At 70.6% G+C, this 11,818-nt stretch carries 12 protein-coding genes, 2 tRNA genes and 1 other RNA gene; 5 read left to right on the top strand and 10 right to left on the bottom strand.

Features of this window, described 5'->3' with window-relative positions:
- The first annotated feature begins 7 nt into the window (after window positions 1-7).
- On the top strand, window positions 8-1,000 hold the full coding sequence (locus C8E96_RS09325; protein ID WP_228770094.1) for an LLM class flavin-dependent oxidoreductase: 993 nt from the start codon (window positions 8-10) through the stop codon (window positions 998-1,000).
- Window positions 1,001-1,014: 14 nt separating this feature from the next.
- Here the strand turns inward: C8E96_RS09325 and ffs are convergent.
- An RNA gene (gene ffs / locus C8E96_RS09320) (signal recognition particle sRNA small type) lies at window positions 1,015-1,109 on the bottom strand.
- Between the two features lie 102 nt (window positions 1,110-1,211).
- Window positions 1,212-1,298 (bottom strand) — tRNA-Ser (locus C8E96_RS09315).
- Between the two features lie 296 nt (window positions 1,299-1,594).
- On the opposite strand from C8E96_RS09315, the gene C8E96_RS34455 reads away from it, so the two are divergent.
- Window positions 1,595-2,137 (top strand): LysM peptidoglycan-binding domain-containing protein, encoded by a 543-nt coding sequence (locus tag C8E96_RS34455; RefSeq protein WP_324187093.1) that lies wholly within the window; start codon window positions 1,595-1,597, stop codon window positions 2,135-2,137.
- An 83-nt stretch (window positions 2,138-2,220) separates the two neighbouring features.
- On the opposite strand, the gene C8E96_RS09305 is transcribed toward C8E96_RS34455, so the two are convergent.
- The 4 genes from C8E96_RS09305 to C8E96_RS09295 all read right to left on the bottom strand — a co-directional run bounded on the left by C8E96_RS09305 (window position 2,221) and on the right by C8E96_RS09295 (window position 7,596).
- Window positions 2,221-3,393 (bottom strand): DUF2786 domain-containing protein, encoded by a 1,173-nt coding sequence (locus tag C8E96_RS09305; protein ID WP_133794295.1) that lies wholly within the window; start codon window positions 3,391-3,393, stop codon window positions 2,221-2,223.
- Between the two features lie 72 nt (window positions 3,394-3,465).
- Window positions 3,466-3,618, bottom strand: a complete 153-nt coding sequence (locus C8E96_RS33175) for a hypothetical protein (protein ID WP_091380250.1) — start codon at window positions 3,616-3,618, stop codon at window positions 3,466-3,468.
- Window positions 3,619-3,654: 36 nt separating this feature from the next.
- A complete protein-coding gene (locus tag C8E96_RS09300; protein WP_091380252.1) occupies window positions 3,655-5,082 on the bottom strand; it encodes an aminopeptidase P family protein in 1,428 nt (475 codons plus the stop codon).
- Window positions 5,083-5,169: 87 nt separating this feature from the next.
- Window positions 5,170-7,596 carry a lamin tail domain-containing protein gene (locus tag C8E96_RS09295; RefSeq protein WP_407642612.1) on the bottom strand — a complete coding sequence of 809 codons (2,427 nt, stop codon included), beginning with the start codon at window positions 7,594-7,596 and terminating at the stop codon, window positions 5,170-5,172.
- A 116-nt stretch (window positions 7,597-7,712) separates the two neighbouring features.
- Between C8E96_RS09295 and C8E96_RS09290 the strand changes: the two genes are divergently transcribed.
- Window positions 7,713-7,976 (top strand): YrhB domain-containing protein, encoded by a 264-nt coding sequence (locus tag C8E96_RS09290; protein WP_091380254.1) that lies wholly within the window; start codon window positions 7,713-7,715, stop codon window positions 7,974-7,976.
- Window positions 7,977-8,026: 50 nt separating this feature from the next.
- Here C8E96_RS09290 and C8E96_RS09285 read toward each other — a convergent pair.
- The 4 genes from C8E96_RS09285 to C8E96_RS09270 all read right to left on the bottom strand — a co-directional run bounded on the left by C8E96_RS09285 (window position 8,027) and on the right by C8E96_RS09270 (window position 9,464).
- Window positions 8,027-8,117: transfer RNA gene (locus tag C8E96_RS09285), tRNA-Ser, on the bottom strand.
- Window positions 8,118-8,223: 106 nt separating this feature from the next.
- Window positions 8,224-8,433, bottom strand: a complete 210-nt coding sequence (locus tag C8E96_RS09280) for a CsbD family protein (protein WP_091380256.1) — start codon at window positions 8,431-8,433, stop codon at window positions 8,224-8,226.
- Between the two features lie 93 nt (window positions 8,434-8,526).
- Entirely contained in the window at window positions 8,527-8,964 is a 438-nt protein-coding gene (locus tag C8E96_RS09275) for a nucleoside deaminase (RefSeq protein WP_091380607.1), read from the bottom strand.
- 14 nt (window positions 8,965-8,978) lie between these two features.
- Complete coding sequence (locus C8E96_RS09270) at window positions 8,979-9,464, bottom strand: tRNA adenosine deaminase-associated protein (RefSeq protein WP_091380610.1); 486 nt, start codon at window positions 9,462-9,464, stop codon at window positions 8,979-8,981.
- Between the two features lie 77 nt (window positions 9,465-9,541).
- On the opposite strand from C8E96_RS09270, the gene C8E96_RS09265 reads away from it, so the two are divergent.
- Window positions 9,542-10,756 carry a M20 metallopeptidase family protein gene (locus tag C8E96_RS09265; protein WP_091380258.1) on the top strand — a complete coding sequence of 405 codons (1,215 nt, stop codon included), beginning with the start codon at window positions 9,542-9,544 and terminating at the stop codon, window positions 10,754-10,756.
- 40 nt (window positions 10,757-10,796) lie between these two features.
- Entirely contained in the window at window positions 10,797-11,774 is a 978-nt protein-coding gene (locus C8E96_RS09260) for a prephenate dehydrogenase (protein WP_091380260.1), read from the top strand.
- Window positions 11,775-11,818 lie beyond the last annotated feature (44 nt).

Genomic DNA, 11,818 nt, shown 5'->3' with positions numbered 1-11,818 from the left:
CAGTGTTGTGCCCACCGACGTCCCCCTCTCCGTGCTCGACCTGGCGCCCGTCGCCAGCGACTCCACCGAGACCGCCGCCCTCCGCAACAGCCTCGACCTCGCCCAGCGCACCGAGCGCCTCGGCTACCACCGGTACTGGGTGGCCGAGCACCACAACATGCCCGGCATCGCCAGCTCCGCGCCCGCCGTGCTGCTCGCGCACATCGCGATGGCCACCTCGACGCTGCGGATCGGGTCCGGGGGTGTGATGTTGCCCAATCACCCGCCGCTCGTGGTGGCCGAGCAGTTCGGCATGTTGGAGGCGCTGCACCCGGGCCGGGTCGACCTCGGCATCGGCCGCGCGCCCGGCACCGACCAGGTGACCGCGCGGGCGCTGCGCCGCTCGACCGGCCCGCTCTCCGTCGACGACTTCCCCGAGCAGCTCGCGGAGCTGTCCAACTACTTCACCGGCCGGGACTCGAACGGCATCACAGCCGTCCCCGCGCTGGGCAACCAGCCCGCCATGTGGCTGCTCGGGTCCAGCGGCTACAGCGCGCAGGTCGCCGGGATGCTCGGCCTGCCGTTCGCTTTCGCCCACCACTTCAGCTCGGAGAACACGCTGCCCGCGCTGGCGCTCTACCGCGAGCGGTTCCAGCCGTCGGCGGCGCTGGCCGAGCCCTACGCCATGGTGGCCGCGTCGGTGATCTGCGCCGACGACGACGAGACGGCCCGGGAGCTGGCCCAGCCGGGCGCGCTGCAGTTCCTCCAGCTGCGCAAGGGCACACCGGGCCGGATGCCGACACCCGCCGAGGCCGCGGCTTACCCGTATACGGACATGGACCGGCTGTTCATCGACGACCGGCTCGACTCACAGATCATCGGCGGCCCGGACACCGTGCGGAAGGGGATCGCCGACCTGCTCGCGGCGACCAAGGCCGACGAGCTGATGATCACCACGAATGTGTACGACCACGCCGACCGAATCCGCAGCTACGAGCTGGTGGCCAAAGAGCGCGAATAGGAGACCCCGGGCAATAAAGGGGACCCCGTGCACCTGCCAGAGCCCGCTTATCCTTGCTGCCTTCCGGCCCTGGGGAGGTTCGCGAGATGAACACCGCACGGGGTCCATGGACGAGTGTACCGGTCCCCCGCGGCGGCGTGCCGAAGACCCTGTTCGCCCACACCGGTGAAAGCGAAGAGCCGGTCACCACTGGTGACCGGCTCTCGCGGTGCGGAGGATAGGGGATTTGAACCCCTGAGGGCTTTTACACCCAACACGATTTCCAATCGTGCGCACTAGGCCACTATGCGAATCCTCCAACGCGCAAGAGGGTACCGCAGGCGGGTTTGGCCACCCAAAACGGGAGGTCGGACGCAGGTCCGGGCGTGCGCGCCCCCGCCGGGCCCAACGTTCACCGGAAACCCCCCGGTCGGGTGAATATGCCCCATGGCCGCCCGGTGAACGGTGGTCAGAAGTTGTTGCGGCACAGGAAAAGCGCACGCAACCCGGGGTCCTGCGCAGCGGATCCACCAACGCGCGGGGATGGGTGTCGCGGGCTTAGCCTCGGCCCGCGGCCCCAGGTCGCGGTTATCGTCGAAGAGCAAAGGAAATCACGTGGCTGACGCACTGGAATCCGGTTCGAGCCTGGCCGTGGGCCAGAAGATTCACTCCGCCAACGGCAGGCACTACCTGGAGATGCAGGACGACGGCAACCTGGTCCTGGCCACCGAGGGAATGCCCACCTGGTCGGCCAACGCCAAGGGCTCCGGCGCGGTCCGGGCCGAGATGCAGGCCGACGGAAACTTCGTTCTGTACAAGGAAAACAACGAGGCTGTGTGGTCGAGCGAGACCAGCGGCAAGGACGGCTCCCGCCTGGTGCTGGAGAACGACGGCAACCTGTGCGTCCGCCAGGGCGGCACCAACGTGTGGGCCAGCAACACCCCGCAGCCCGAGCCCGCTCAGGCGGCCCCGCAGGCGCAGGCCGCGCCCGCCGCCCCCGCGACCCAGACCTACACGGTCGAGCCGGGTGACACGCTGTCCAAGATCGCCAAGCAGTTCTACGGCGACGCGAACCAGTACATGAAGATCGCGCAGGCCAGCGGCGTCTCCAACCCGGACATGATCCACCCGGGCCAGGTGCTGACCATCCCCGCGTAAGCGGAGACTGATCGACCGCTCTGATCGAGCACTGTGAACGGGTCCACCGGATGACCGGTGGGCCCGTTCGCCCATGTCCGGGGTCAGCCCGCTATTCGCCTGCGGCCCGGGTGCAGGTCGGCCCGGTCGGCGGCCAGCACGCCCGCGCCCCAGCCGTCGGCGCTGCTCACCGACGAGCGGCGGACGCGGACGCCGGGGAACATCGCCTCGAACCTGGCCGTCACCGCCGCGTCCCGCTTGGCCAGGACCGGCACGAGCCGGGTGTCGGCAGAAGCCGCCGGTGCTCCCGCGCCCGCGAGTCGCTCCCGGATGCGGTGGGCGTAGGCGACCAGGAACGAGTGCCGGTACGCGCGGCCGCGCGACGGCGACCCACCGAGGGCGTGTTCGGCCTGCACCTGCAGGGACCGGGACAGCATGGTGACGATCTCCACGTCGGTCTCGTGGCCGACCAGCACCACGCACCCGAGCTTTGGGTAGAACACCGCCCGACACCGGTTCGCGCCCGCCACGACGTCGACCAGCTGCGCCTTCGGTCCCTGGTAGGGCGCTTCGAGCCATAAGCGGTGGGCGGCGGCGTCCTGCGGGCGGTCGTCGATGCCCTCCACCACGGCCTGCTCGAACGCGTAGCGGGCCATCAGCTCCTGGGCCTTGGCCGAGAGTGCCTCCGCCTCCTCCGGGAACGCCGTCGACTCCGCCTTGGCGAGCAAGCCTCGGACCCGGATCAGCACCCGGGCGTCCACGCCGGTCGGTTTGGTCTCGCGAGCGAAGGACTCCCCCGGCGCGGGGACCAGGTGGGGCAGTTGCGGCAGCACCATCAGCGCCGCGATGAGGTCGACCACCCTGGCCAGGGCCTCAACCAGGGACAAGCGTTTGCGTTCCGCCCAGAGGGGCAGGTGCGCGCCGGTCCACCAGACGTCCGCGCCGATCTCCGCGAGCTGTTGCCGCCAGCGCGGATGCAGCTGCCGGTACTGGGCGGTCTGCGCCGCCACGACGTCGACCACGAGGGTGGACAGCGAACGGGGTGTCGCCGCCACGACGTCGGCGGGCAGCCAGCCGCGCCGCCAGAGCAACTCGACCGTGTGCCCCATGGCGGACGCGGCGGCGGCGCCCGCCTGCTCCGGCCCGTGCGCGGCCACGTCGCGGACATAAGCCGAGACGGCCTGGGGCGTGCCCCGAGACCGCACCGCGGCGGCCTCGGTCAGCCGGGCCGCAAGCACCGCGACCGACCCCCGCGTCTCTCGATCATGTGTTCGCATGGGGCCATGGTGCACCCCAGGTACGACAAACGCAGGCCATCCCGCGGGATGACCTGCGTTTCACCTGGTAGATCAGGCTTCGTCGTCCGGCGCGGCGTGGTCGGCGCGACCCGGGTTCGGATCCCGGGACAGGTCGATCAGCGGATGCCGCTCGGCTCCCTCCGGGGCGGCGTGCTTACCTGCCTTGACCTCGTTCGTGCGAGTGTCGTGGTCTGTGTTCGACACGACGCCCTCCTTCGCTCCCCTGACTGTGTACTCCACTTAGGAGCCGAGGCTACCTGCGCGAGCCCGGACCCACTCGGCTATCCCGTCGCGGGTGATGGGCAGCGCGTCGGAGATGACCTGGTTGCCGGTGGCGGTGACGATCAGGTCGTCCTCGATCCGCACACCGATTCCGCGCAGCTCCGGGGGCACGGTGAGGTCGTTCGGGTGGAAGTACAGGCCGGGCTCGACAGTCAGCGCCATACCTACTTCGAGCACCCCTTCGTGGTACGACTCCGCGCTCGCGCGGGCGCAATCGTGCACGTCGAGGCCGAGCAGGTGACCGACTCCGCAGACGATGTAGCGGCGGTGGTGCTGCCCCCGCGGGTCGAGCGACTTGTCGACCGACCCCGGCAGCAGGCCCCAGTCGTGCAGGCCCTCGGCGAGCACGCGCATGGCGGTGTCGTGGAAGGCCTTGTATTCGCGACCCGGGCGGACCTCGGCCATCGCCGCGACGTGCGCTTCGTAAACCAAGTCGTAAACCCGCGCCTGGGCGTCGCTGAATTCGCCGGACACGGGGAACGTCCGGGTCACGTCGGCGGTGTAGAGGGTGCCCATCTCGACGCCCGCGTCGAGCAGCAGCACGCCGTCCTCGGCGACCGGGCCGTCGCACCGGGTCCAGTGCAGCACCGGCGCGTGCTCACCCGCGGCGACGATCGAGGCGTAGCCGGGGCCGTTGCCCAGGGTGCGGGCGCGCCGGTCGAAGGTGCCCTGCAGCCAGCGCTCACCGCCGCCACGCACGGCTTCGGGGAGTTCGCGGGCGACGTCGGCGAAGCCGAGCACGGTCGCGTCGACGGCGGCCTGGAGCTGCCCGATCTCCCAGTCGTCCTTGATCCGGCGCAGCTCGGCGAGGGTGGTGCGCAGCTCGGAGCTGTGCGCCCCGACCAGCGCGTCGAGCAGCGGCTCCACGCCCTTGGCGGCCAGCACCTCGGGCAGCTGCCCGCGCAGGACCTTGGGCAGTTCCTCCAGCGGGCGGCAGGCGATGCCGAGGGCCTCGGCCCATTCGGCGAGGCCGGGGGCGGCGCCGATCCACAGCTCGCCGTCGCGGGCGTTGGCGAAGAAGTCCGCCTCGGCGGGCCCGGCGGGTTCGCGCAGGTGCAGGACGGCGTCGTGGCCGTCGCCGACCGGGTGCATGACGAGCACGGCGCCCTCGGCGTAGCAGCCGGTGAGCCAGGCGAAGTCGCTGTCGGCGCGGAACTCGTAGTCCGTGTCGTTGGATCGCACGGGCGCGCGACCCGCGCCCACGGCGATGCGCTTGCCGGGGAACGCGGCGGAGAGCCGGGCGCGGTGCGCGGCGGCGGCCTCCGCGGCACCGGGGACCGCGCGGACCCGGCGGTCGGCCGGACCCCAGTCGTCGCGGACGTAGTCGCGGAAACCTGGGGCTTCCACCAACTTCGACGGGTCTCGCCGAGCCGGGCGGTCGCTCATCTGCTCACCTTCTCTGCTTGTCGCTTTAAGACCACCAAAGCACAGCGGGCCCGCGTCACCGTGACGCGGGCCCGCTGTGGTCGGGATCTAGCTGCTCGGCCAGGGGATGCTGGTCGGGTGGAACCGCACGACCTGCGGGTCGTGGTCGCTCGCCTGGTCGGCGAACTCGGCGTTGATGTGCACGATGTCGTAGTCCGCCCGGAAGATGAACGGGCTCACCGTGATGTGGTCGAGCGCCTGGGCGTTGCCCTGGAAGACGTAGCTGTAGCGCTCGGTCACGGGCAGGTCGTCGATCAGCGCCCGCAGCGCGCCGCCCTCGGTCAGCTTCGCCATCACCGGGGAGAACTGGAAGTCGTTGATGTCGCCCAGCACCACCAGGTTCGCGAACGGATCGATGTCGGTGATCTTGCGCGCGAACGCGTTGACCAGCGCGGCCTGCTTGAGCCGCTGCACCTCGGAGCTGCGGTTCGGCGGCTGGAAGCGGCCGAACAGCGGCTGGTCGCCGCCCTTGGAGTTGAAGTGGTTGGTCACCACGACCACCGGCTTGCCGCGGAAGGTGAACTCGCCGACCAGCGGCTTGCGGCTGTTCTCCCACGCCTCGTCGCCCGGCTCGATGCGGCCCGGGGAGATCGAAAGCTTGGCCTGGAACGGGAACTCGCCCTGAGTGACCTCGATCGGGGTGACCGCGTCGCCACCCGGCTTGTCCACAAAGGACACACGCGCCGGGTTGAACAGGAAAGCCACGCGGATGTTTCCGCCGGGCTGGCCGCCGTCCTGGCCGTCGATCGGGTCGATCTGCCGCCAGTCGTAGCGCGGGCCGCCGAGGGCGACGATGGTGTCACTGAACTTGCGCAGCGTCTGGTCCGCCGCCACGACGCCGTCGTTCACCGGACCCGTGTTGTCCTGGATCTCCTCCAGGGACAGGATGTCCGGCGTCGCCAGGTTGGTGATGATCGCCCGCGCGAGGCGGTCGAACTTCGCCTGCGAGTCGACCGGCGAGAGGTTCTCGACGTTGTAGGTCGCCACCGACAGCTCGCCGCCGCGCTCCGCCCGGGTCACCTCGGGCTGGAGGTTGCCGGAAACGTGATCGCCGAGCTGCGTGGCCTGCAGGACGTAGCCGCCGAACCGGCTGAAGTCCACGGGGCCCGCGGTGGCACCCGCGAGCGTGTCGCCGACGTTCGCCTGCGGGAAGGGCCGCTGCGCGAACGGGATCAGCGAGAGGACCTGCAGCCTGCCGCTGTTGGAGTCGTCGTAGCCGGTGTAGACGGTCGCGCCGCGGGCGGAGCGGTTCTGGTCCGGCTTGGTGGTCACGAACACCTCGTTGAACGCGGTGGTCGCGCCGACGACGCGGGCGTTGTCGACCTGGACCCGCATGCCCTCGCGGGACTCGTAGAAGTCGAGTGCGAATGCGGACGGGTCGAGGGGCAGGGCCTCGATGGACCCACCGGGGCTCGGCGCGTAGGCGTTCGGGACGGTGGTCGGGGTGAGGACCTCCGCGGCGGGCAGCGCGTTGCCGCTGGAGTTGACCGTCCAGGTGGCGCTGGTCAGCTCGGTCGTGGCGAGCATGACCGACGACGCGGGGGCGGCGTCCGGGTAGAACTCGTCGACCGTGCCGACGACCGTGACAGCGTCGCCCACGGCCAGGTTCGGGGTGGTCGAGCCGGTGAAGACGAACAGGCCCTCGCTGGTGGCCGGGTTCGCGTCGGCCTGCGGGTCCTGCAGCCAGAAGCCGCGCGAGGAGCCGAAGGCCCGGACCGCGGTGACGACACCGGTGGTGCTGACCTTGACGCCGTCCATCGCGGACAGGTGGCCTGCGCCCTGGATCTCGTTGATCTTGGCGGGGGTCGGTGCGGGACCGCCGCCACCGGGCGTCTCACCCGCGGCGTTGGTCGGCGTCGGCGCGCCGATCACGAAGTCCGCGGAGTTGTTGTCCGTGTCGACGAGCGCGGGACGGGCCGCCGAGGTGGTGTTGCTCGTGGCCGGGGTGGGCGTGGTCTCGCGGACCACCGCGGCGCCATACCCGACCAGGTCGACGATGCGCGCGTCGGCGGCGCAGTCGGCGGCGGTCTTGCAGGTCAGCGCGGTCGTCGTGTTGACCAGGGCGACCGTGCCGCCGGTCGCCGACATCGGGATGTTCCCGCTGGCGTTCGGCGTGGGCAGCGCGACGGTGCCGCCCGCGCCCGCGCCCTCGGCGACGAGATAGCGACCGTTCGCACCGAGCGCTCCGGCCAGCGGGGTGACCTGCCACGGGCTCGCCGCGCTCGCGGAAGCGGGCAGGTATTGCACGCTCCAGCCGGCCAGGGAGACGTCGGTCGAGCCCGCGTTTCCCAACTCGATGAAGTCATTGGTCAGCGTGGCGCCGGAGTTACCGCCGCCGCCGTAGACCTCGGCGATCATCGCACCCGCACTGGGCACGGCGGTCGCGGCCGGAGCGGCCACGGCGACCACGCCGAGCGACAGGGCGGTGCCGAGCAGCACTAACCGGGGTGTTCTCACAGAGTGTTCCTTCCTCACTGCGGTCCCGGCATCCTTCACCTGTTTGGTTAACAGTGAAAGGCCCGCGAGGGCAGATCATCCCCACGCCGGGTGAGGAATAAGGGCCCTTGATATCCGACCGAGAAGAGACCGCGATGCTCTTGCAGGACGCCTACGAGACCGCCCAAGCGCTGCTGGACGCCATGGTGCGGCCGGATTCGCCGGATGTCGTCATCTGTTCGTGCACCGAGTTCCCGAACGCATGGGCGTTCGGGTACAACACGCGGCGGTTCTTGGCGCACGGGGAACTCTCAGCCTGCCTCGTGGGCGGCGGCCCCGTGGTGGTGCCGAAGTCGGGGAAAGATGCGTTTCTCAGCGCCTCGGGCAGCCCGGTCGACACTCAGATAGGGCACCTCTAGCGAACAGCAGAACGCCGGTCCTCTCACGTGGAGAGAACCGGCGTTCTGGCTGGCGGTGGCGGTGGGATTTGAACCCACGGACGGGGGTTACCCGTCACGCGCTTTCGAGGCGCGCTCCTTCGGCCGCTCGGACACGCCACCGCGAAAGAGATTACCGAACGCCGTGGGCGTGCCGTCAGGGGGTGTGCCAAACGCGACGAGTCCGCCGTCGATCGGGTCGACGGCGGACTCGGAGGACGAGCGGCGGTCAGTCGCGCCGCAGCTTGTCCTTGGCGTCCTCGAAGGCGGCGCCCGCCTTGTCGCGCAGGTCGTGGCCCGCTTCCTTGATGCTGCCCTCAGCCTGGTCGGCCTTGCCCGAGGCTTCGAGGTCCTCGTTGTCAGTCTTCTGGCCCAGCTTCTCCTTGGCCTGACCCAGTGCCTGCTCAGCCTTGTCCTTGGCCTTGTCGAACACACTCATCGGACATTCCTCCCTGTCCGAGGGCTGATTCGCCCTCAGTCAAGGGGTGTCCCGCATTCGGCCCAATCCCACATGAATGTGACGGGGGTCACATCATCGCCGGGAGGCGAAGAAAGCCTCCAACAACGCCGCGCACTCGGCCTCCAGAACACCGCCCGTGACCTCCGGACGGTGCGTGAGCCTGCGGTCGCGCACGACGTCCCAGAGGGAACCGACAGCCCCCGTCTTCGGCTCCCAGGCCCCGAAAATCACCCGTTCGATACGTGCCAGAACCAGCGCCCCGGCGCACATGGTGCACGGCTCCACGGTCACCGCGAGCGTGCACCCGGCCAGCCGCCAGCCGTCCCCGAACGCCGCCGCGGCCGCCCGGAGCGCGAGGATCTCGGCGTGTGCTGTCGGGTCGCCGAGGGCTTCACGGGCGTTGCACGCCGACGCCAGGACCTTGCCGTCCGGGTCGAAGACCACCGCGCCGATAGGGATGTCACCCGTCGCCTCGGCGTCGCGGGCGGCGGTGATCGCCGCCCGCACCATGTCGACCTCGGGGATCACTGCAGGATGGTGTCGAGGTGCTTCGCGTACTCGTCGGCGAAGCCCAGGCGCTGGGCGATCATCTGCAGCTGCTCGTCCGGGTACAGGTCGATCTCGTCGATGATCACCTGCATCTCGGCGGCGGGCAGGCCCAGGTCGGCGAGGATGTCGAGCGACCCCTCCGGCCAGACCTCGTCCTCGTCCTCCGGCGGATCGATCCGCAGCAGGTCCAGGGCATCGGCGGCGATGTCGTAGTCCAGCGCGGCGGCGGCGTCCGACAGCAGCAGCGACACCCCGCCGGGGCTGGGGCGCAGCAGCAGGAAGAACTCGTCGTCGATGGCGAGGAGACCGAACACCGCGCCGGTCGACCGCGCCTTGCGCAGCTCGGTGATCGCCGCGTCCAGCTCGCGCAGCGACGAGGCGTCCATCGGGTCGCAGCGCCATTTGCCGTCCTCACGGACGACCGTCACTCCGAAGCCCGTTACCGGCTCCTGCTCCGACATGCCCACACCGTATTCCGCTAAGAGGTCACCCGGAAGAAGCAGTCCCCCTAACTGGGGGTCGATGACACTATCGAGAGATGAATATGCCGCACGACTCGAGGTTCAGCGGCCTTTTCCAAGCCGCCCACGCGTTGCAACCTAAAACAGTCTCCCTGCGCAGGCAGCTCCACAAGCACCCCGAACAGGGGCTCTTGCTGCCGAAAACGCAAGCGGCAGTGTTGCACGCGTTGGAGGGTCTTGACCTCAAGATCGTGAAAGGAAACGCCGTCGGTTCGGTCGTGGCGGTCCTCCGCGGCGCCCGTCCGGGCCCCACCGTGCTCCTTCGCGGCGATATGGACGCGCTCCCGCTGACCGAGGACACGGGCCTGGAGTACGCCTCCACCGAGCCCGGAACCATGCACGCCTGCGGCCACGACACCCACACCGCGATGCTCGCGTCCGCCGCGCGGCTGCTCCACGCCCGCCGCGACGACCTCGCGGGCCAGGTCGTCTTCATGTTCCAACCGGGCGAAGAGGGCCACCACGGCGCCCGGTTCATGCTCGACGAGGGCCTGCTCGACGTCGCCGGCACCCCGGTCGAGCAGGCGCTCGCCCTGCACATCACGTCCAAGGAGCTCTCCGGGGTGATCCGGTGCAGGCCGGGCCCGATCATGGCGGGCGCCGACTCGTTCCACGTCAAGGTCACCGGCCGCGGCGGCCACGCCTCGATGCCCGCCGACGCGCTCGACCCGATCCCGGCTGCCGCGGCGATGGTCGGCGCCCTGCAGACAGCGTTGACCAGGCGGATCAGCGTGTTCGAGCCCGCCGTGATCACGGTCGCCAAGATCACCGCCGGGACCACGACGAACATCATCCCGGAGACCGCGCTGCTGGAGGGGACGCTGCGCACGCTGTCCGACCAGACCCGCAAGACGATGGTCGAGGAGATCGTCCGCGTCTGCGAGCACGTCGGCGCCGCGCACGGCTGCGCCGTCGAGGCGTGGGTGAAGCCGGGTTACCCGGTGACGGTCAACGATGACGCGGTCGCCGACCGCGTCCTCGCGATCGCCGCCGAGGTGCTGGGCCCGCGCTATTCCACGGTCCAGCCCAACCCGCTGATGGGGGCGGAGGACTTCTCCTACGTCCTGCGGCAGGTCCCCGGCGCGATGGCCTTCCTTGGCGGCTGCCCGCCCGACACCGAACCGGCCGACGCCGCGCCCAACCACTCCAACCGCGTCCACTTCGACGAAGCCGCCCTCGCCCACGGCGTGACGATGTACGCCGCCTTCGCGCTGGACGCGTTGTCGGGGTAGGGCGTGTCCTGTGGATCATGACCTAGGGCAGGATGGCCCGATGCGATCGGTGTGCGTGATCGGGTTGGGTCTCATCGGCGGTTCGGTCCTGCGCGCGGCGGCAGCCGCAGGCAGAACGGTGTGGGGCGCCACCGGCTCGACCGCCGACTCGGACGCCGCGGCCGCCGACGGCTTCGCGGTCGCCTCCATGACCGAAGCCCTCAAGCGCGCGGCCGACGAGGACGCGCTGGTGGTCCTCGCGGTCCCGCTGCCCGCGGTCGACGAGGTCTTGCGCCAGGTCGCCGACGTGGCACCGCACTGCCTGCTCACCGACGTCGTCAGCGTCAAGGGTCCGGTCGCCGACGCGGTCGCCCGCAGCGCGCCGGAAACCCGGTTCGCGGGCGGGCACCCGATGGCCGGGACGTCGGCGTCGGGCTGGTCGGCGAGTACGGCCGACTTGTTCCGCGGCGCCGCGTGGGTCGTGGTCGCCGATGACGACACCGACCTGACGGCGTGGCGGGCGGCCGCCGACCTCGCCATCGACTGCGGCGCGCACGTCGTCCCGGTCACGGCCGACGAGCACGACGCGGCGGTCGCCCGGATCTCGCACCTGCCGCACGTGCTGGCCGCGGTCCTCGCCTCCTGCGGCGCCGACGGCGGTCCGCTGGCCCTCGCGCTCGCCGCCGGGTCCTTCGGCGACGGCACCCGGGTCATGGGGTCGCGCCCGGAGCTGGTCCTGGCGATGTGCGAGGGAAACCGCCCGGCGCTGCTCGCGGCCGTCGACGACGCCCTGGGCAAACTCGGCGCCGCGCGGGGCGCGCTCGCCTCCACCGGATCGCTCGGCGCCACGATCCGCGCGGGCCACGCCGGCCGCGCGAAGCTGGTTGATATCCGGTCCGCCGACACCGAACGGGTCACCGTCGACCTCACCGGCCGGGACGCGATCGACGAGCTGCAGCTGGTCGGCGTTCAAGGCGGGCGGGTGGTCGCTTTCACCGGCGACATCGCGATCGCGGAATTGCCCGTCCTCGAGCACTGAGATATCGGCTCGGCAACGAAAGGTGAGCAATCACCTGAACGGTC

Origin of the sequence: Actinokineospora alba (genome assembly GCF_004362515.1) — a bacterium.
In the GTDB taxonomy this organism is placed as follows: Bacteria; Actinomycetota; Actinomycetes; order Mycobacteriales; family Pseudonocardiaceae; genus Actinokineospora; species Actinokineospora alba.
Note: the sequence above shows the minus strand (reverse complement) of the source record. Positions and strands in the feature narration are given on the sequence as shown.

Bases quoted from the DNA above. Each gene is read 5' to 3' on its own strand.
- C8E96_RS09280 (WP_091380256.1), bottom strand. From the start codon at position 8,433: ATGAGTGTGTTCGACAAGGCCAAGGACAAGGCTGAGCAGGCACTGGGT.
- C8E96_RS09265 (WP_091380258.1), top strand. From the start codon at position 9,542: ATGAATATGCCGCACGACTCGAGGTTCAGCGGCCTTTTCCAAGCCGCC.
- C8E96_RS09300 (WP_091380252.1), bottom strand. From the start codon at position 5,082: ATGAGCGACCGCCCGGCTCGGCGAGACCCGTCGAAGTTGGTGGAAGCC.
- C8E96_RS09260 (WP_091380260.1), top strand. From the start codon at position 10,797: ATGCGATCGGTGTGCGTGATCGGGTTGGGTCTCATCGGCGGTTCGGTC.
- C8E96_RS09305 (WP_133794295.1), bottom strand. From the start codon at position 3,393: ATGCGAACACATGATCGAGAGACGCGGGGGTCGGTCGCGGTGCTTGCG.
- C8E96_RS09290 (WP_091380254.1), top strand. From the start codon at position 7,713: ATGCTCTTGCAGGACGCCTACGAGACCGCCCAAGCGCTGCTGGACGCC.
- C8E96_RS09270 (WP_091380610.1), bottom strand. From the start codon at position 9,464: ATGTCGGAGCAGGAGCCGGTAACGGGCTTCGGAGTGACGGTCGTCCGT.
- C8E96_RS09275 (WP_091380607.1), bottom strand. From the start codon at position 8,964: ATGGTGCGGGCGGCGATCACCGCCGCCCGCGACGCCGAGGCGACGGGT.